At 68.4% G+C, this 19,112-nt stretch carries 17 protein-coding genes; 7 read left to right on the top strand and 10 right to left on the bottom strand.

Annotated elements, in window-relative coordinates; all coding sequences use genetic code 11:
• Positions 1-44 precede the first annotated feature (44 nt).
• On the bottom strand, positions 45-884 hold the full coding sequence (locus AB0F17_RS65450) for a hypothetical protein (protein ID WP_358047484.1): 840 nt from the start codon (positions 882-884) through the stop codon (positions 45-47).
• A gap of 648 nt (positions 885-1,532) precedes the next feature.
• Here AB0F17_RS65450 and AB0F17_RS65445 point away from each other — a divergent pair.
• Complete coding sequence (locus AB0F17_RS65445; protein WP_358047481.1) at positions 1,533-2,123, top strand: LuxR C-terminal-related transcriptional regulator; 591 nt, start codon at positions 1,533-1,535, stop codon at positions 2,121-2,123.
• Here AB0F17_RS65445 and AB0F17_RS65440 read toward each other — a convergent pair.
• Genes AB0F17_RS65440 through AB0F17_RS65430 form a run of 3 tightly spaced genes read right to left on the bottom strand, consistent with a single transcriptional unit; the run spans position 2,040 to position 6,057 of the window.
• Positions 2,040-2,783, bottom strand: a complete 744-nt coding sequence (locus AB0F17_RS65440; protein WP_358047479.1) for a flavin reductase family protein — start codon at positions 2,781-2,783, stop codon at positions 2,040-2,042. The two genes, AB0F17_RS65445 and AB0F17_RS65440, sit on opposite strands and share 84 nt — an antisense overlap.
• A 3-nt stretch (positions 2,784-2,786) precedes the next feature.
• Positions 2,787-4,862: a tetratricopeptide repeat protein gene (locus AB0F17_RS65435; RefSeq protein ID WP_358047476.1), complete on the bottom strand. Its 2,076-nt coding sequence runs from the start codon at positions 4,860-4,862 to the stop codon at positions 2,787-2,789.
• Position 4,863: 1 nt separating this feature from the next.
• Positions 4,864-6,057: a hypothetical protein gene (locus AB0F17_RS65430; protein WP_358047473.1), complete on the bottom strand. Its 1,194-nt coding sequence runs from the start codon at positions 6,055-6,057 to the stop codon at positions 4,864-4,866.
• Between the two features lie 694 nt (positions 6,058-6,751).
• On the opposite strand from AB0F17_RS65430, the gene AB0F17_RS65425 reads away from it, so the two are divergent.
• Positions 6,752-7,219 carry a hypothetical protein gene (locus tag AB0F17_RS65425; protein ID WP_358047470.1) on the top strand — a complete coding sequence of 156 codons (468 nt, stop codon included), beginning with the start codon at positions 6,752-6,754 and terminating at the stop codon, positions 7,217-7,219.
• A 13-nt stretch (positions 7,220-7,232) separates the two neighbouring features.
• On the opposite strand, the gene AB0F17_RS65420 is transcribed toward AB0F17_RS65425, so the two are convergent.
• Positions 7,233-8,135 (bottom strand): arginase family protein, encoded by a 903-nt coding sequence (locus tag AB0F17_RS65420; RefSeq protein WP_358047467.1) that lies wholly within the window; start codon positions 8,133-8,135, stop codon positions 7,233-7,235.
• A gap of 220 nt (positions 8,136-8,355) precedes the next feature.
• Between AB0F17_RS65420 and AB0F17_RS65415 the strand changes: the two genes are divergently transcribed.
• A complete protein-coding gene (locus AB0F17_RS65415; protein ID WP_358047464.1) occupies positions 8,356-9,741 on the top strand; it encodes an SPFH domain-containing protein in 1,386 nt (461 codons plus the stop codon).
• Between the two features lie 40 nt (positions 9,742-9,781).
• On the opposite strand, the gene AB0F17_RS65410 is transcribed toward AB0F17_RS65415, so the two are convergent.
• Positions 9,782-10,141 carry a hypothetical protein gene (locus AB0F17_RS65410; RefSeq protein ID WP_358047461.1) on the bottom strand — a complete coding sequence of 120 codons (360 nt, stop codon included), beginning with the start codon at positions 10,139-10,141 and terminating at the stop codon, positions 9,782-9,784.
• A 231-nt stretch (positions 10,142-10,372) separates the two neighbouring features.
• On the opposite strand from AB0F17_RS65410, the gene AB0F17_RS65405 reads away from it, so the two are divergent.
• The gene (locus tag AB0F17_RS65405) at positions 10,373-10,750 is read left to right on the top strand and encodes a nuclear transport factor 2 family protein (RefSeq protein WP_358047458.1); all 378 of its coding nucleotides are present in this window, start codon (positions 10,373-10,375) and stop codon (positions 10,748-10,750) included.
• A 283-nt stretch (positions 10,751-11,033) separates the two neighbouring features.
• Positions 11,034-11,585: an RICIN domain-containing protein gene (locus tag AB0F17_RS65400; protein WP_358047455.1), complete on the top strand. Its 552-nt coding sequence runs from the start codon at positions 11,034-11,036 to the stop codon at positions 11,583-11,585.
• Between the two features lie 15 nt (positions 11,586-11,600).
• Here AB0F17_RS65400 and AB0F17_RS65395 read toward each other — a convergent pair whose 3' ends face one another.
• The gene (locus AB0F17_RS65395) at positions 11,601-12,461 is read right to left on the bottom strand and encodes a helix-turn-helix transcriptional regulator (RefSeq protein WP_358047452.1); all 861 of its coding nucleotides are present in this window, start codon (positions 12,459-12,461) and stop codon (positions 11,601-11,603) included.
• Positions 12,462-12,587: 126 nt separating this feature from the next.
• Between AB0F17_RS65395 and AB0F17_RS65390 the strand changes: the two genes are divergently transcribed.
• On the top strand, positions 12,588-13,583 hold the full coding sequence (locus AB0F17_RS65390) for an aldo/keto reductase (protein WP_358047449.1): 996 nt from the start codon (positions 12,588-12,590) through the stop codon (positions 13,581-13,583).
• A 57-nt stretch (positions 13,584-13,640) separates the two neighbouring features.
• On the opposite strand, the gene AB0F17_RS65385 is transcribed toward AB0F17_RS65390, so the two are convergent.
• Both AB0F17_RS65385 and AB0F17_RS65380 read right to left on the bottom strand, forming a co-directional pair.
• Entirely contained in the window at positions 13,641-14,633 is a 993-nt protein-coding gene (locus AB0F17_RS65385; protein ID WP_358047446.1) for a hypothetical protein, read from the bottom strand.
• An 82-nt stretch (positions 14,634-14,715) separates the two neighbouring features.
• A complete protein-coding gene (locus tag AB0F17_RS65380; protein ID WP_358047443.1) occupies positions 14,716-16,545 on the bottom strand; it encodes an ABC transporter ATP-binding protein in 1,830 nt (609 codons plus the stop codon).
• Between the two features lie 208 nt (positions 16,546-16,753).
• Between AB0F17_RS65380 and AB0F17_RS65375 the strand changes: the two genes are divergently transcribed.
• Positions 16,754-18,679, top strand: coding sequence for an ABC transporter ATP-binding protein/permease (locus AB0F17_RS65375; protein ID WP_358047440.1), 1,926 nt, complete (start codon positions 16,754-16,756; stop codon positions 18,677-18,679).
• 29 nt (positions 18,680-18,708) lie between these two features.
• Here the strand turns inward: AB0F17_RS65375 and AB0F17_RS65370 are convergent.
• On the bottom strand, positions 18,709-19,112 hold a 404-nt coding region (locus AB0F17_RS65370), incomplete at its 5' end, for a DUF1963 domain-containing protein (protein ID WP_358047437.1).

Here is a 19,112-nt window from a genome sequence, read left to right as displayed (position 1 = left end):
GCCCACGTCCTCCTCCAGGGGAGAACCGTGAAGCGCCAGGGGAATTACCTGATCGGAAACCCCTCACAGCAGGGGAATTCCGTGATCGTCGACATAGTGCGCGACCCACGACGAGCAGCCGTCGCGGGTATACCAGAGCCAGGCCATGGCGAACGAGTACTGCCTGGGATAAGCCTGGGTGCCGTCAATGCCGCCGGACTGTAGCTGATGGATGAGGTGCCGTACGCGATGTCGCCCACGCCCGTCACCCGCCAGGAAGCCGGGTCGGTGGCGTTCACCTGGGCCCAGGTGTAGGTGAGGGCGTAGTCGGCCGAGCTGGTGGCGGTGCCGTCGGCGGGCGCGCCGAGGTCCAGGGCGGGCGTCTCGGCGACCGTGCTACGCATCGCACCAGCCGTCGAGTCCCAGCGGGTCGTCTCGCTGAGCTTGGAACCGTCGGCCGCCTCGAACTTACGGACGCCTCCACCGGCCGGGAACGAGACGCTGCTCTTGAGGTCGTAGCGGATGGAGCCTGGCAGACCGTTCTCGGTGACCGTGATCGTGTCGCCCTGAACGCTCAGCGAGCGGCCGGTGGTCCCGCCGAGGAACTCGGCCTGCCAGCCAGGGCCATATACCGCCAGGTCGGTGCGGCTGACGGTCTCCGGACGGGCCAGGCCACCGTCCACGGCGGCCACCCGGTGCCTGCGGCCGATCGATCCGGCCGCCACGTCGGTCTCGCTCACTTCGAAGATCTTGCTGTCGGGGAAATACTGGCCCGGGCCGATCTGTTGAACGCCGCTCTCCGGCTCGGCGACCTCGGCGGCGGCGGGCAGGGCGGCGAGGATCGGGAGGATCATGGCCGCCGCGACCAAACCCATGGATAACTTACGCAGGCGTGAAGTAGGCATGCGCATACTTGCTCCTTCATCGGTTGAGGTGATCCATTACCAGGACCAATACGCATGGCGTGGCCCGCGTGGCGCGTGCCTCAGTCGAGCGCGCCGTAGCCGATTTCAGCGCCGCATCGCGCGAGACGTTCGTGGCGCTTTTCGCGCTGACCGGCGAGGCCGTGCCGATCGGTGAATGCTCCGCAGATTCCCCGCATTGCTCGCAGGCGTGAGCTCCTGCCTGCGAGCGAGAACACAGCTCCCCGAAGTGGCCCTTTTGCTGGGCACCTCACGCTCTCATGTGCGGAGTGCGAGAAACAGGTCAGCGACCGGACATTTACCGGCCAGCCGTATGTCCGAAATATCCGGACAGCATGCGCACCTCTGTAATCACAAGTCACGTCCATGTGTAATCGTCAAGAGTCATCTCTGTAATCGACGGCATATCGCCTTTCCGGAATTGACGGCACCCCGCCGCCGATGGCGTACGGCGGGCGCTGGCTGCGGCGACGCGCTGCCGTACCGCATGGTCTCGGACGGCGTCCGCCAAACCCAAGGGACCGAAATGCCGGGTACGCATCCCGCCCCCTATTCATGACGAATGGAACTCGATAGAACGCCTCATCAGGCGGGCAACGAAAGGAGCAACTCGAGCATGAGGAGATGCAGGTGCATCACGACTCGGGGTCGTCCACAGCGCGCGTTCGAGCCGGCGGCGATCCGCCAGAGCGATCCGACGAGCGCATCGCGGCGCTACTCGGGGGCATCGTCGACCCGGACACTCTGCGACTGCTCTGGGACGCTTCCCAGGGGGACCGCACGCTGGCCGGCGAACTGGTCAGAATCGGCCGCGAGTTGGGAGTCCTCGCCTGTCGCGAGGGGGTATGGCACTGGACGCCCACGCCCAACTCCCCCGCCGTACGGCTGGCGGAGCTGATCGAGGCAAGGGCCGAAGGTCTCGAAAGCCCGCAACTGGACGCGCTGGAGAAACTGACGGGTCCGCTCACCGAGCCGCATGCCGCGATCGCGCGGGTACGGCGGGAACGGGCGGCTCAAGCCAGGCTGACGCCCCGCGAGCAGGACGTTCTGCGGCTGCTCTGCGAGGGGCTCAGCCCGACCGCGATCGCCAGGCGCCTGGGGTTGTCACCACGCACGGTGACCAAGCACCAGGAGCGGTTATACCGCAAGCTCGGCATCAGCGACCGGGTCAACGCCATACTCCTCGCGCAGCGGTTCGGCCTCGTCCCCGAACCCCCTTGAGGCGTCCTCCCCGAACCCCCTTGAGGCGTCGTCCCTGAACCCCCTTGAGGAGTCCTCCCCGAACCCCCGTGAAGCCGCGTCCCCGCATCCCCCCGGGGCGCCCTTCATGAATCCCGACGCGGTGTCCGCCACGAGCCCCCCTGGGGCGCCGAGTCCGCGGAAGTCGCGCTGGTGGTACAGCAGCGGAGACCCCCCGTACACGGCCGCTCGCCGCACCAGGCCGATGACGATCGTGTGGTCACCGCCTGCCACCAGCGCGTGCACGGAGCACGACAGATGGGCCAGCGCTCCGGGCACCACGGGCAGTTCGTCCATCAGCGCGTACGGCACGGCCGTACGCGCCTGGCGTGGACCCGCGCAGCGGCGCGCCACGTCGGCCTGGTCCTCAGCCAGCACGGTGACCGCGAAGCGCGCCGCCGAGCAGAACACCGCGTGCGACCCCGCATCCTTGGCCAGGCAGAACAGCACGAGCGGGGGGGCGAGCGAGAGCGAGCAGAGCGACCCGATGGTCACCATCCGCGGACGCCCGCCCTCGTCGAACGTCGCGACCACCGACACGGCTGTGGCGACGGTGGCGAGCGCATCGCGGAAGCGATCTCTCGGGACAAGTGCCTCACGAAGGTTGGCACGCCGGCCGTGTGGCTCGAAGGGAGGGGGCATCGGTCACACCCCGGCCAGGAGTCTGCCGCAGCGTTCGCGGGCGGGCTCCAGCTCCGCCGTGTCGGCGCCGGGCAGGGACAGGGCCGCGTCGAAGTCGTCCACCGCCTGCCGGGGCCGGCCCGCCGCCTCGTGCGCGAGGCCGCGGTTCAGCAGCAGATCCGGATCGTCCCCGAGCAGCTCCAACGCCCGCGTCAGGTCCTCAACGGCCCCGTCGGGACGGCCGAGCCCGAACCTGGCCACCGCCCGGTTGACCAGCGCCGCCGCGTAGTCGGGCGCGGCCACCAGCGCCGCGTCCAGACGATCCGCCGCCCGCTCCGCCTCACCGCGCTCCAGCGCGATCATCCCCTGCAGGCACAGCAGTTCGGCGTCGCCTGGCCGTACCGCCAGCCCTGCCGTCACATCAGCCTCGGCCGCCGTCAGATCGCCGGTGTCGAACAGCAGCTCCGCCCGCCTGAACAGGGTGGGCACGTCATCAGGCTCCATCTCCAGCACGTAGCCGAAGTCCGCCAGCGCTTCGGAGACGTCCCCCGCCTCCGCCCGGCAGGTCCCCCTGTTGTAGTAGAGCTCGGGGTACGGCGGCGCCATGGCGACCGCGCGGTCGTAATCGTCCAGCGCGGCCGCCAGGTCGCCGCGGCGGCGGGAGATCCTGGCGCGCTCGCTGAGGTAGTCGGTGTAGTACGGGTCCATCTCGATCAGCTTCGTGAAGCCCTCGTAGGCCTCCTCGTGCCGCCCGAGCGCGCCCAGCAGCCGGGTCTTGTTGTAGAGGAGCTGGGAGCGATGCACCACCCAGTCGCCGGGCGTCAACTCCTGGTCCAGACGGGCGATGCCCGCCTCGATCAGTTCCAGCCCGCGTTCGAGGTTGCCGCGGTGCATCTCGATCAGCGCGAGCGCGTTGTCGTTGAACACCTGGCGCGTGGTGCGTTCTATGGGGTCGGGCAGCAGGGCGGAGATCGCGACCGCGTTGTTCTGCCAGGCGAGTGCGGTCTCGTGGTCGCGGGGCGTGAAGAACCTCGTGTACAGCATGGCGATGCCGTAACTGGTGATCATGTGGGCACGCGCGTCGGTGTAGCGGGTGCGCAGGTCCATGTACAGCGCGTACGCCTCGTCGGGACGGTCCAGGGGCACCAGCGCGTTCGCCGCCAACGAGGTGAACAGCCGGAAATCGTCCGGGCAGGCGTCCGGGTCGGTCACCTCCCTGCCGAGCAGGCCGAAGTCGACGGTCGCGGCCGAGAACCCGATCTCGGCGCTGAGCCGCAGCGCGTCGGCCAGCGCCTCCCGTCCACGCCCGCCGGGGTCGCCTCCGCGTTCGAGGTGATAGGGGATCGCCCCCATCCTGAGCCCGTAACCGGCGCCCGGGGCCAGCTCGGCGGCCCGCCGGTCGTGCAGCTCGCATCGCAGCCCCGCGTCCGCGGCCTCGTACGCGGCGATCTCCGCCGGATCGTCGCCGACCCCGTCGGCCACCACGAACGCCCGGACCAGCTCGTCGGCACTCCCGCTATCAGCCGGTTTCCCCGCCGAAGAGGACGAGGGCACGGCGGCGATCATGTCGGAGTAACGCGTCAGCGCCGTCGAAAGCTGACCGCTGAGACCGTCGCGCCGGCCGCCGGCCACCACGCGCAGAGCCGCCGGATCCCCCCGCCGCAGCAGCAACGCGACCAGCTCCTGCGTGGTCTCCTCAGCCGCGTGCAGGTCGTCGAAGACCACCACCAAAGGTGCGTGGGCCACCCGCGCGTACTCGGTCAGGAACGTCACGATCCCCTGATTCATGCACCGGATCATCTGTGCCCCGTAGAACCGGGTCCGCTGCTCGAACGGCCCGGTGAACGCCAACTGCCTCGGCCCCGCGCCGATCACCTCGGCCAGCTCGGGAATGCCGTACAGCAAAGCGATCCGATGCCGCTCGACCAGCTCCGGCCACCGCGCGAACGCCTCGGGAAGCACCGCGTGCAGCACCGTGTCGACCCCGGTGTAGGGACCGCGCAGCCGCCGATGGCACCCGGCGACGATCCCGGGTCCGTACGCGGCGGCGGCGCGCAGCCGGTCGGCCCGGCGGTCGCCGACGATCCACAGGTGACGCATGTCAGCTCACTTCCTCGGTGGTGACGGAGACCGGGCGCCTGCGCTTGCGCCGGGCCAGGTAGGCCGGAAGGACGAACGCGGTGGCCACGAGTGCCAGCCCCAGCACCCCGTCCCAGAACGCCGGATGCAGCGGCCCCTGCCGCATGCCGTGCGCCGCGGTCTGGACGTACTGCACGACAACGGGCGCGGAGCCGAGCACGGCGATCAGCAGCATGACGGTGACGCCGAGCACGATGAAGGGGCCGTACCATCGGCCCACTCGGCGGTCGTGCTCGGTCCACTGCTGCTCGTCGACGAGCCGCCGAGTCCGGCCGAGCAGCCGCCAGACGCGGTTGCGCAGCAACGCCGTGCTGGCCTCGTGCAGGTCGTGGCAGTTGAGCGCGGTGGCGAAGACGTAGTAGAGGTCGGTGCGCATGTAGAGCTGGAACTGCCAGGCGAAGCGCATCACCACGGTGTACGCGAATGCCAGCGCGATCCGGCCGATCAGCGAGAAATCGCCGTCCGGTCGCCGGGTGGCGTCCGCGACCAGTTCGAGAATCGCGAACACCACCACGTCGCACGCCATCCCGGCCAGGAACGGCAAATATCTTTTTTCCCGCGGAACGCTCAACAGCCCGTTCATGCGCGTTTCGAAAACGATGTACAGATATCTGTTGCTGACGCCGAGCCGGCTGCGCAGTCCGAGTCGCCGGCCGGCCAGCGTGTGAAATGCTTCGTGAAAAAATATCAGCGGTAACTGCCCGAACGTTATCCCGAGCTGCACGACGAGCAGCGAATCGGTGAAGAAGATGTGCCCGGGGCGCGGCGCGAGCGCTGGATCGCCGACCATGGCCAGCACCGCGAAGGCGAACACCGCGGCGTAGACGATCCAGGCGAGCGGGGAGAACACGGCCCGGCCGAGCCACCGCAACGGGAGACGCCCGGTCCCGGCCTGCTCCGGTGCGACCGAGGTGCGCACGAACCCCAGTTCATGCAGGGTCTCCAGGAACTCCTCGATGTCGACGGGCTCGCCGTAGGTGTCCTCGTACCAGCGCGCGGCGCGTTCGGGAGGCACGCCCCCGGCCATCTCGCGCAGCAGGGCGGCGCCGTCGGCGGGCAGGACCGCGTACGAATCGGCATCGACCCTGCCGACCACCACCTCGTCCCCCTCGGGGACGAAACTCAACTCGTGAAAAGCAACCGCGACGTCACCCATGGACATTCTCCGTAGGAAAAGACGGGGCCGTGCACCGGAGCGCACGGCCCCCCGTTATCCGTTATTCGAGCGTCAGTTGCTGGCCGGGTAAGGGCAGGAGCAGGCGGCGCTCGTGAGACGCACGTCACCGGTACGGCGGACGGAGATCTTCTTGATCCGGCTGGTCGACTTCATGGAATCCTCCTGGGGTGTCTGTCGCCGATTTCGGCGACAGCACCAAGAATGCATGCCCATGAAGTTTCCGCACATTAGCAAAATTGCGTACGCCCGGATCGCCGCCCGATGCGCCATCATGAGCCGCATGGCGATTCCCGGCGAGCCAGGACACCCCCGGCCTCAGACCCACGTCGGCCGACCGCGGATGGCTGTCCTGCGGCACGTCGCCGTCACGGGGACGTGACCACGCACCGCACCGTCGGCAAAGACGACCGCATCCGGCCGAATCTCGGCCTCAAGCACGGCGACTCCGTGCCGGGACAGCCACTTGGCGACGTCTACCCCGCTGGTGCCGCCTGCGGGGCAGGGAGGCACCCTGGGAGCGAGGATCCTGTTACGGAAGGTTCGCGTATGGAGCCTCAGTCGCGGTCTCGTACGGTGGGTTGCCAGGGTTCGTCCTGGCGGCCGTGACGGCTCCGCCACCGAGCGTCTCGTTAGAGTGTTAACCCCGAGTCGCTCCCCCGTTGTGAGGACGAACATGGCGGACGAACCCGCTAAGCCGCGACGGCTTACTGTCTACGCTGAAGTTGCCGCCGTTCTAGCCCTTGTCGTGGCGATTGTCGGCGCGGTCGTGGCCGTCTTCGCCTTCGAGCACGACAAGGAAGCCGCCGCTGGAGGCTCGAGAGCCACTCCCCTGGTTACGGTCACGCAGTATGTCCCAAATACGGATATCCAGAAGCCAGAAGCCAGCTCTTCGTCACCCGGTTTCTGGAGTGCGACCGGAGTGGTGGCCTTAACCATACTGACCGGCCTCATTGCCAGCTTTTTGGTTTTCAAGTCCTGGGAAGAGCTCGTTTCCGACCTTGGTGCTTTCCTTGTTACGGCCGTCATCGCGGGGGCGCATACTTTCGCGCTCTCCCTTCTGGGGCTGACCCTGATCTGGGCGGTGATTTTGGCGGTGGTGTTCGCCGCGATCGGCTTCTTCGCCAATGTCTTCGCCACTTGACGCATGATGCGGCTCAGCAGGTGAGGGCTTCCGCGTGGGCGAACGCGTCGAGCAGGCAGCCGGTGAGGTTGCGCCGCGCTTCGCCACCGGGATCGAGCGTGGGATTGTAGATCGTCACGTCGAGGGCCGCGGCCCGCTCATCGGCCAGCAGCGTCCCCGCCAGCACGGCGAACTCCCGTCTGCCGAACCCGTCCGGCAGACGGTAGTCCACCGCCGGCATGAGGGCGTCGTCGAGCACGTCGGCATCGACGTGCAGGAGGAACCTGTCGACGCCCGCGCCGTCCAGGTGGGCGAGCGCCCGCCTCGCTGTGGCTTCCACTCCCGTCTCGCGCATCTCCCTGAGGGAGACGACCAGGGCGTCAGTGGCGCTCAGCGCGGCGCCGGTGTCCCGCTGCTCGTCGGGGTCGCGGTGGCCGATCAGCGCTGCGGCGCGGTCGGCGACCAGCGGCTTCGAGCCGTCCAGGCCGGCGATCAGGTCGGCGCCGTGACCGAAGGCGAGATACAGCTCGGAGTCTGACGCTTCACCGGTCGGGGAGTCCTCGGGCGGGTAGAAGTCGGTGTGCGCGTCGAGGAACACCAGGCCATGGGCGCCCCTGCGGCGCAACGCCAGCAGGCTGCCGAAGATGACGCTGTCGTCCCCACCGAGCACGAGGGGAAAGCGGCCCGCGTCGAGCACGTCTCCTACCGCGACGGCCTGGCGCAGTGCGACCTGGGCCATGGCCTCGGCGTTGAGCAGCCGGCTCGGATGCGTGCGATCCCGCGAGTACGGGGGAGCCTCCACCACCGGCCCGACGGTCGCGTCGAGAGCTTTGGCCAGGCCTTCGTCAAGCAGCGCGCCACCAAGTTGCTCGACGCCGGGCACCAGGCCGAGGTTGGTACGCACATGGATGATCTCCACGTGGCCACGTCGCCACATCCCGGCTCCTTTCCCCAAGCTCCCCTACCCTGCCGGGCCATGCCCACTCCGCCGGCTCGTCGCCGCGATGCTTCGCAGGCCCCAGCCCGTCCGCCCTGCGCCAGGTACCCGATCATGGGCACCTTGTTGGACACACCAGTCAGCGGGCGCATTTCGGTTGCGGTGATTCGGCGGCGTAGACGAGACTCATCGGCAGTCGTGAAATGGGGCGGAGTGGACGATGAGCACCGCTGACAGAGGCAACGCCTATCTGGAACAGGTGGTCGCACAGCAGGCGGTACTCGAGGACGATCTGCGGGCGCGCCGCAGCTCCGCCCTCGGTGAGCCGATGCCCGCGGCGGGCCCGCTGGCCAAACGCGAGCGGGCTCTGGGCTCGGCACCGGACAGGCTGACACCGGGGCCGGTGGATGTCCGGATCACCGGCTTCTGGCGCTGGAAGAACGTCCTCGTCCCGCCGAACGCCTTCGTCGTACACACCCGCCGCGGCCGCGAAGAGCCCCTGCACATCGGATTAGGCGTCTCATTCCGCTTCAACCCGGCCACGGACTCTTTCCTGGTAGTTCCGGGCGCCACCCAAACCATCCTGATCAACGCGTACAGCATCTGCCGCGAACTACAAGGCGTCTTGGTGCAGGGGTACGTTCAGTGGATCATCCACACCTTCCCCATCGCCTACCGCAAACTGGACTTCGGCGACCCCCAGGACCCGATGAGGCTGGTCAACCTCCAACTGCGCGAGCAGGCGGAGGCGGCCATCAAGGACAAGGTCGCGACCATGGGCGTCCGCGACGTGCTCAGCGACAAGCAGCCCATCATCGAGGAGCTGACCGCCCGGCTGCGCGCGGTGGCCGAGGGCGCGGCGGACAGCGACCAGGGGCTCGGCCTGCGCATCGTCACCGTCCAGATCAAGGAGGCCGTCGTCAGCTCGTCGCGGCTCTGGGAGAACCTGCAGAAGCCCTACCGGGCCGAACAGGGACAGATCGCCCGGCTGGCCGAACTGCAGTCCGAGGAGGCCGTCGCCCAGCGCGAGATGGCGACCGAGCGGCTCAAGGAGACCCAGCGCCTGGAGTACGAGCGGGAGCTCGCCGAACTGCGGGCCCGCAACGAGGCGTGGCAGTTCGACACCGAGGTGGCCGAGCGGCTGCGGCGTACCCAGCGAAAGCACGACGACTCCAGGGCGGTGGCGGAACTGGAGACCGAGACCACCCGGCACGCGCTGCGGATGGAACGCGAACGTCACGCCGAGGAGGCCGAGACCGGCCGGCTCCGGGTCGAGCGGGAGCAGGAGCTGAAGCGCCTCGAGCTCGACGGCACGCTGGATCTGGCCCGCTCCCAGACCCAGTCCGACCACGAGCGGGCCCTGCTCGACGTGGAGCGCACGCGGCTGCGGGCCGACATCGACAACCAGCAGACCCCGGCCAGCCTGCACGCCAAGCTGATCGGCCTGCTGCCCGAGATCATGGCGAAGCTCCCCAAGCCGGATGAGCTGCGCATGGTGTCGATCAACGGCGGCGACCGTACCACTGTGTCCGGGCTGCTGTCCGAGCTCGCCATCGTGGTCGGCGTGCTGCGTTCCGCACTCGACGGCGACCGGCCGGCCTCCTGATCACCGCGCTACGGGCTGGTCAGCGCGCCACGTCGTGGCCTCAGGAGGTCAGAGCCCGGCCCGCGGCCGGCTCCTCGTTCCTGCACACCACGCAGAAGAGCCAGAGCTGGACGGCGACGACGCTGCTGCTTCCGTCGCGGATGTTCCTGCAGTAGGCGCGGTAGTCCCCGGTCGCCTCATAGACGCCTCCCGCGGCCCGGCAATTCAGGCACGCGTTGGGCTGGGAGTAGGTGGCTTTCAGCCAGGAGCCCCCAGGGGCGGGTGAGTTCGTGCAGCTCACGACGAGCGCCAAGTCGGCCGTGGACTCCGCCGACACCGGGGCCGCGCTCGCGATCCCTCCCGCGATCAGCGCGAACGCCGCGCCCAGCCCGACGGCCATTTTCTTGATGTGCAGAGTCATCGCCTTTCCTTTCGATCTAGACCCGTGAGAGAACGCCCATTCCCATCGTCAACCGTTAGATGTCCTCTCGACTCTAGGGTTCGGGCCAGTTGCCGTACAGGCCATTGACCGGACATTCACCGGACATTTCACTGCGCGCTGATAGCGAAATCTTTTGAACCGTAGGTGGCGCACGGCAACTGACGAATCCCCCTTTCCCACTCTGCAATTTCACGCCTATGCTCGGCCCTTATGGAGAACACGGAGAAAGAGACAGTCTTAGACCTTCAGCGGCAATTCGACGCGGCCGAGCTGGCCGCGGACGCCGAACGCCTGCGCGAACTGCTGGCCGACGACTTCCAATCAATCGGCCCCAAGGGATACGTGCTCGACAAGGACCAGTGGATCGGCCGCCACGCCCAGTTCCAGTACCACGCCCTGGACACCAGCCAGCTTGACGTCCGGATGTACGGCGACACGGCGATCGTCCGCAACGTGCAGAGCAACAAGGCGACCTCGCACGGCCGGGCGGTGGCGCTGCGGGTGCGGGTGTCGCAGGTCTGGGTGAAGCAGGAGGCGGCGTGGAGGCTGGCCGGCATCCAGTTCAGCCCGATGGCCGACGACGCCTAGCCCACGCTGCCCCCTCATTGCCGGTCACGATCCCCCGACCCCCTTTGACCTGGGGCGGAGGACCATGGTCGCGGCCAACGTCCCGTCAACCCCTCCGCGTTACGGTGATCGCCGTGACCGGATCCCGGCGGTGGATCGCCTGGGCCGTCGTCTCCGCGGCTCAGCTGATGGTGACCCTGGGTGCGCTCTTATCCTTTCCGTAGCCGGTGTCGGGACGAACTCGTCGTGGAACGGCGATGGAACGCCTTCAGAGGAGAACCGTCACCGTTCAAAAGGAGAACGCATGCGTCATCAGATCGGCTTCCAGCGCCGCGTGTTAACCGTCCTGGTCATGTTCGCCATGGCCCTCGGTTTCCCGGCCGCGGCCCAGGCGAAGTCTCTTTCCTCGACCGCTATACGCAGCAACGCCGGCATCTCCAAGTGCATCGGCCTGGCCAACAACGGCAGCACCGCCAACGGCACCCCACTCGTGATCTGGGACTGTCATTTCCATGCCGACCAGATCTGGCAGGGCAACAACGACCGCTCCATCCGCACACTCGCCGGCAGTGGCAAGTGCGTCGGTCTGGCCAACAACGGCAGCACGGCCAACGGCACCCCGCTCGTGATCTGGGACTGCCACCTCCACGCCGACCAGCAATGGAGGTTCTCGGCCTTGGGCGCCAACCTCTATTCCATCCGCAGCTTCGCCGCCAGCACCGCCAAATGTGTCGGCCTGGCCAACAACGGCAGCACCGCCAACGGCACCCCACTCGTGATCTGGGACTGCCACCTCCACGCCGACCAGCAATGGGGTCTGCCTGACCCTCCTGCGACCTTCGGATTCGCTTCCTGATCGAGGCTTCGCCGCCTAACGTTCGATCCCGCCCGTGGCACCCGTGACGAACTCCTCGATGCCGATCACCCGCAGCAGTTCCAGCCGCTCGCGGGCCTCGGCGTCCGCCGGGGTCAGCACCACCAGTTGCTGGCCCTGGTCGGGAGTGACCAGGGTCTCGCAGTCCATCAGCAGGCGGCCCACCCGCGGGTGCAGCATGGTCTTGCGGTCGACGCGCCGGACCGCCACCTCGTGCTCAGCCCAGAGCCGGCGGAAGTCGCCGCTCGCGGCCCGCAACCGGTCGACGAGTCCGGCGAACGCAGGATCGCCGGACCGGCGGCCGGCGGCCGCGCGCAGGTCGGCCACGAGCTGACGGGCCCGATGCTCCTGCTCCTCGGGCGGGCAGACGGCGCGGGCGGCGGGGTCGGTGAACCAGCGGTATACGACGTAGCGCCTGTCGCCGGAGAAGCCGGTGTGGTCGCCCGCCAGCAGGACGGCCGCCCGGTTCTGGGCGAGGACCTCGCCCAGGTCGGACAGCACCATGGCCGGGGTGTCGCCGAGCAGGTCGAGCAGGCGCATCAGGCCGGCGCGGGCGAGGCGGGCCACCCCGGCGGCGGGCGGGGGCCGGTGGCCGGCCAGGTGGAACAGATGGTCGCGCTCGTCATCGGACAGGCGCAACGCCCGGGCCAGCGCGCCGAGCAGCTGCGTCGAGGGCTGACTGCTGCGGCCCTGCTCAAGGCGTACGACGTAGTCCACCGACATGCCGGCCAGCATGGCCACCTCTTCCCGGCGCAGACCGGCGGTGCGGCGGCGGGGACCGTCGGCGATGCCCACCTCGGCCGGACGGATCGCCTCGCGGCGGCGGCGCAGGAAGTCGGCGAGCTGGTCACGTTGCATGCCCCCATGGTCCCTCGCGGCGGGCGAGCCGATCCAGGGAGCGGCTCTCCCACGATGAACGCTCCGCTCCCGAACGTCGCGGCAGGGGTTCAAAGTGGGCGACAGATGACGACGAAGGAGAACGCGATGCAGATACGAACCCTGGGCAGCACCGGCCCGGCCGTTTCCGCGCTGGGCCTGGGTGCGATGAGCATGTCGGGCGTCTACGGCGAGGCCGACCGCGCGGAGAGTATCGCCACCGTGCACGCCGCGCTGGAGGCCGGCGTCACGCTGATCGACACCGGCGACTTCTACGCCATGGGCCACAACGAGTTGCTGCTCGCCGAAGCGCTGCGCGGCCGGGATCGGGACAGCTACAAGCTGAGCGTCAAGTTCGGCATGCTGCGGGGGCCAGGCGCCGGGTTCGGCGGGTATGACGGCCGTCCCGAGGCGGTGAAGAACTTTCTGGCCTACTCGCTGACCCGGCTGGGCACCGACCATATCGACACCTACCGTCCCGCCCGGCTGGATCCGGCGGTCCCCATCGAGGAGACGGTGGGCGCGATCAAGGAGCTGGTCGACGCCGGGCACGTGCGGCACCTCGGCCTCTCGGAGGTCGACGCGGCGACGATCCGCCGGGCGCACTCCGTGCACCCGGTCGCCGACCTGCAGATCGAGTACTCGCTGATCTCCCGCGCGGTGGAGGCGGACATCCTGCCCACTCTGCGGGAGCTCGGCATCGGCCTGACCGCGTACGGTGTCCTCGCCCGCGGCCTCATCTCCGGGCACTGGTCCGCCGACCGCACCGCCGGCCCCGGCGACAGCCGCGGCTTCAGCCCGCGGTTCTCGAGCGGGAACGTGGAACACAACCTCGCCCTCGTGGAGGCTCTGCGCCGGGTCGCCGAAGCGAAGGGGTGCACCGTAGCCCAGTTGGCCATCGCCTGGGTGGCCGCACAGGGCGCGGACATCGTGCCGCTGGTCGGCGCCCGTACCCGCGAGCGGCTGGCCGAGGCGCTGCCCGCGATGGAGCTGAACCTCACTGCGGACGACCTCGCCGAGATCGGGAAGGCGGTGCCGCCTGGCGCGGCGCGCGGCGACCGATACCCGTCCGCGTTCATGTCCAACCTCGGCGTGGGCAACTGAGCCCGGCTTCCCGGCGGCCCCGCCGGGAAGCCGGCACCCTGGCAACAGCGGCGACGGCTATGTGAGGCCGAGGTCGCGTACCGCGCGGGCGTAGCGGCGGCCCGGGGTGATGGACGCGGCCGCCCACGGCAGGATCTCCGGCACCCGCCTGCCCGTCTCACCCAGGAATCCCTGCGCGCGGCGCAGGTGCCCGCCGAAGTAGAAGGCGGCGCCGAACAGATGGGCGGCCTCCAGGGAACGCGGGTGCGGCCGGGGGTCGTCGCGCCACTTGTCGGCCGCCCGGCTCAGCGCGCCCGCCACGTCCGAGTCGCCGAAGTACGCTTCCAGACCGTCCTGAGCGGAGCGGTCGGAGTCGCCGTTCTTACTCCACGCGATCTCGAAGTGCGCCAGGGCCAGTATGGCGGTCACCGGATCGCCGGGCGGTGCGGAGGCCACGCTTTCGTGGGCGAAGGCGAGAAGCTCTCGATGCGAGCCGTACCACTTCGCGCACAGGGCCTGGGCGCGGCCATGGTGCCCGGCGTACAGGTGCGGATCGCGAGCGGTCAGCTCCTTCCAGATGGTGTCGAGCTCGTCCCGGCCGGATGACATGCCGATGGCGTGCCACTGCAAATGGCCCCAGGGCACGGGGTCCTCGGGCAGCGCCTGCGCCGCCTGCCGGAGGGGAGCCTCGGCCTCCGCCAGCACCTGCCAAAAGCTCTGGAACCGGTTCGCTCTGACGTACTTGGCGAAGGAACCGCCGCGAATGTCCCAGGCGTGCTTGATGCGCGCGGCGCCGAGCCAGAGCAGGGCGTCAGGGTCGTCCTGCGCCTGCCGCGACAGCGCGCCGGTGTGCGCGGCGGCGGCCTCGGCCAGCTTCTCGACGCGCAGCGCCCGCAGTTCGTTGTTCCCGCGGGCTTGCTTGATCAGTTCCAGCCCGTGGGGCAATCGTCCTGCCTTCACCTGTGGCAAGGCCAGGTCCAGCGCGGGGTCCTCCCACGCCTTTCCCATCCGCATCCGGGAGGTCTTGTCGAGCAGGTCGGCGACTGCGCTGATCACCCTTATCAACGACATGGGCGATCAATACCGCAGAATCGGGGAGGACCGCAATGCGATTGTCGCTCACCAGCTCGGGCGGTGACACGGCTGGAGGTCCTCATCGGTGGAGCGCGTCCGGAGTGTCGTCCTGCACCAGGAAGCCGCCGGACTGGTGATGCCAGAGCCGGGCGTAGGGGCCCTCGGACTCAAGCAGCTCGCCGTGGGTGCCCTGCTCCACGATCTCGCCCCGGTTCAGTACGACGAGCCGGTCCATGCGGACGACGGTGCTCAGGCGGTGGGCGACCACGAGCGCGGTACGGTCCTGCATCAGCTCCCACAACGCTTCCTGGACGAGGATCTCGCTTTCCGAGTCCAGGGCGCTGGTCGCCTCGTCCAGCAGCAGAATCGGGGCGTCGCGCAGAATGGCGCGGGCGAGGGCGACCCGTTGCCGCTGGCCGCCGGACAGCTTGACGCCACGCTCGCCGACCAGAGTGTCGAATCCCTTCGGCAGCGACTCGACGAACTCCGTGACGTGCGCCGCCCGCGCGGCCCGCATGATCTCCACGTCGGTGGCGCCCGGCCGGGCGAAGGCGATGTTGTCCCGCACCGATCGGTGGAACATGGCCGGCTCCTGAGGCACGTACGCGATGAGACCGCGCAGGTCGGCCTGCCGCAGACGGGAGATGTCCTGGCCGCCGATCAGGATCCGGCCACCGTCGACGTCCATGAGGCGCAGCAACAGCCGGGTGAGCGTGCTCTTGCCGCCGCCGGACTGGCCGACCAGTCCGATCTTGGTGCCGCTGGGGATGTCCAGGTCCAGGCGCTCGAACAGGGGCGTACCGCCGGCGTACCCGAACTTCACCCGGTCGAAGCGGATGCTCGCGTCCGCCGGGCGCAGCGGCTGCGGGTCGGCCGGATCGACCACACTCGGCGGTACGAGCAGCAGCTCGGTGAACTGGGCGGCTTCGGTGAGCACGCTCTCGATGCGCCGGTATATCTGGTTGAACTCGAACATGACGCTGATCGTGTTCGAGTAATAGGTGAACGTCACCACGATGGCCTCCACGCCCAGACCGCCCCGGAGCGTGACAGCCAGCAGCAGGCCGAGGGCACTGGTGAAGATCGATATGGGGGCGACCACGGTGTCCACGCGCAGGTTGCCGTAGTCCCAGGAGCGCAGCGACAGGTTCTGCTGCTCGGCGACCCTGACACGGTGCTCGGCGGCCTCGCGGTCCTCGGCGGCGAACGCGCGTACGGTGTCCATGTTCGCCAGGACGTCGGCGACGTGGCCGGAGACCCGCACCTTGGCGGCCTCACGCTTGTCGACCAGCGACTGGCGGCGGCGGATGAGCGGCGCGACGACGCAGCCCGTGACGATGATGAGGCCCACCAGAACGAAGACCAGCAGCGGGTGATAAGCCCACAGCACCACCGATGCGAAGGCGATCGGCACCACCTTGGCCATGATGGAAAAGGTCAGCGTGTCGACGAAGTCCTCAAATCTGGCGGAGAACCCCAGCACCCGTTTGGTCAGCGACCCGGCGAAGTTGTTGTGGAAGAACGCGGTGTCCTTGGTCAGCAACTCGTCCATGCCCGCCACGCCGAGGTGCTCGATGCCGCGGGCGTCCGTACGGTTCAGGAAATGCAGCCCGATCCGCCACAGCGCCTCACCGGCCAGCAGCAACCCGGCGAAGCTGAGCACGTACGGCAGGAGCGCGCCGACGGAGCCGTCGCCGCCGGCGGACAGCTGCCCCACAATGCCGGCTACCGCCAGCGGCGCCAGGTAGAACAGGCAGATGTTCCCGAGCGCGGGCATCATCAGCGCGGGCACCGCGACGCGCCACTGGCGCACCAGCTCACTGCAGTAGTGACGCAGCGCGAGCAGGACCGCCGACTTTCGTACGGATGAAGCGCCTCCGGAACCCTGAACTGATCCGAGCACAGCCATCCGCCCCTCCCGAACCCCGGCAACCGCCCGTGACCATGCTGCCGCAGGGCGTACCCGGAGGCGACTGATTTTCCGGCCACCTGGATCGGTGCCATGTCAGGCAACCCGGCGTGACGTTCTTCGACCTCGATCTCGACTCGGACGACTCCCTCCCGCGAGTCGAGTTCTTCAGGGCGCTCGTCACACTCTGTGCCTATACGTTTCCGGAATGGAGTTGTTCACCCCGACGCTCGACTGGGGCTCTGAGGTCTGGACATCGCTTCTGTGGATCGCCGAAGCCTGGGCGATCGCCGCGGTCTGCACGTTGGTGGTCCTCGTGCTGATCGGCCTCTGCACGACGTGGGGCAGGCAGTTCTGGCGCATCACCGGCGCGCACTTCACCGGTCCGGGAAGCGTCAAGGTCTGGCTCTGGCTCGGCGCCTTGCTGGTGTCGGTGGTGGCCGGCGTCCGGTTGAACGTGCTGTTCAGCTACCAGGGCAACGACATGCCGTCCAGCCTCCAAGTCGCGGTTCAGGGCATCGCCGTCAACAACACTCCGGTGAAAGACTCCGGCGAACACGGCTTCTGGATGTCCCTGTGGATCTTCTGCGTCCTGGCGGCGATACACATCGCCCGGCTGCTGCTGGATCTGTTCCTGCTCCAGCGGTTCGTGCTGGCCTGGCGCGTCTGGCTCACCGACAGGCTGACCGGAGACTGGCTCGACGGTAAGGCCTACTACCGGTCGCGATTCATCGACGACACCATCGACAACCCGGACCAGCGTATTCAGTCCGACATCGACCTGGTCACCGCCGGATTCGGACCTCTGCCCAACCTTCCGAGCAACGGAGGGACGGCCAGCACGCTGTTGTTCGGCGCGATCTCCGCGGTCACCTCGATCGTGTCGTTCACGGCGATCCTGTGGAATCTCTCGGGCACGATTTCCCTCTTCGGGGGCGAGATCCCCAGGGCGATGTTCTGGATCGGGCTGGTCTACGTCCTCATCGCCTCCGTCATCGCCTTCTGGATCGGCAAGCCGATCATCTGGCTGGCCTTCCGAAATGAGAAGTTCAACGCGGCGTTCCGTTACGCCCTGGTACGCCTGCGCGATGCGGCGGAGGCGGTCGCGTTCTACCGCGGCGAGCTCGCGGAGCGCTCAGGGCTGCGGCGCCTGTTCGCCCCCGTCGTCGGCAACTACAAGCGGTATCTGAACAGGACCATCGCCTTCAACGCCTGGAACTACTCGATCAGCCAGAGCATCGTGCCCCTCCCCTATGTCCTGCAGGCGCCACGGCTGTTCGCCGGCGAGATCCGCCTCGGCGATCTCACCCAGTCGGCATCGGCGTTCGATGAGATCCAGAACGGCCTCTCGTTCTTCCGGAACGCCTACGACGCCTTCGCCGGGTACCGGGCGGCGATCATCCGGCTTCACGGCCTGGTCGTCGCCAACGAGGAGGCCAGGGCGCTGCCCGAGGTGACGACGCTGCCCTGCGACGACGGGACGGTTCAGCTCGAGGCCGTCGAGGTCCGCACCCCCGATGGACGGCAGTTGATCAATCCGCTCGACATGCGGCTCGACGTGGGTGACACCTTGGTCGTCACCGGGCCGTCCGGCAGCGGCAAGACCACGCTGTTGCGCAGCCTCGCCGAGTTGTGGCCGTTCACCACCGGCACGCTGACCCGACCGTGCGGACCCAACGAGACGATGTTCCTGTCGCAGCTGCCCTACGTACCGCTGGGCGACCTGCGGGCTGTCGTCACGTACCCCGGAAAAGAAGGCACCGTCGATGACGAGACCCTGCGCAGCACACTGCGAAAAGTCGCACTGTCGCACCTCGTGGACCGGCTCGACGAGGTGCAGGACTGGGCCAAGGTACTTTCCCCGGGCGAACAGCAGCGGATCGCGTTCGCCCGGATTCTGTTGACGAGGCCGAAGGTGGTCTTCCTCGACGAGTCGACCTCGGCGTTGGACGAGGAGCTGGAGTTCGTTCTCTATCAACTGGTGCGGTCGGAGCTGCCCGACACCATCGTCGTCAGCGTCAGCCACCGCTCGACGGTCGAGCAGCACCACACCCACGAACTCGAGTTGCTCGGCGAAGGCGAGTGGCGCTTCGGTCCGCTGGGAGACGACAATCAGGAACCCGCTCCGGCGTAACAAGGACGGCGTTGCTCGTCGAGAGTGAGTCAGTGCCCTTGGACGTAGGGGAAGATCTGGCTGAAGTCACGGGCGGCGAGCCGGTCCCGGCGGATGCCCAAGATCAGGATGCCTCCGTCTCCGAAGATCATCCCGTTGTCCTCGTCGAGCTGGAGCAGGTTGACCCACTGGGAGGCCTCCGCCGCGAAGCCGGGATCCTTCGGGTTCAGCCCGGCCGCGTACGCGGCCGCGGCTTCGACCGGCCGGTGCAGGGCGTCAGAGTAGCCGCCGACCTGGATTTTCGCAGGGAGGGATAGGCATAGGGAACCTCCGGCTGGTGGCTGGCCTTCCCCGACCGGATGGAGAAGCTGGGCTTCCTCAAGCACGACGCCAAGGGCGCCGCCTTCGATCTGACGACGGGCGCCTCGGTTCCGGTCGACAACCAGCGCGGCTG

The sequence above is a fragment of the Nonomuraea sp. NPDC026600 genome, from assembly GCF_040638335.1.
GTDB lineage: Bacteria > Actinomycetota > Actinomycetes > Streptosporangiales > Streptosporangiaceae > Nonomuraea.
This window is presented reverse-complemented; position numbering and strand designations above follow the sequence as displayed.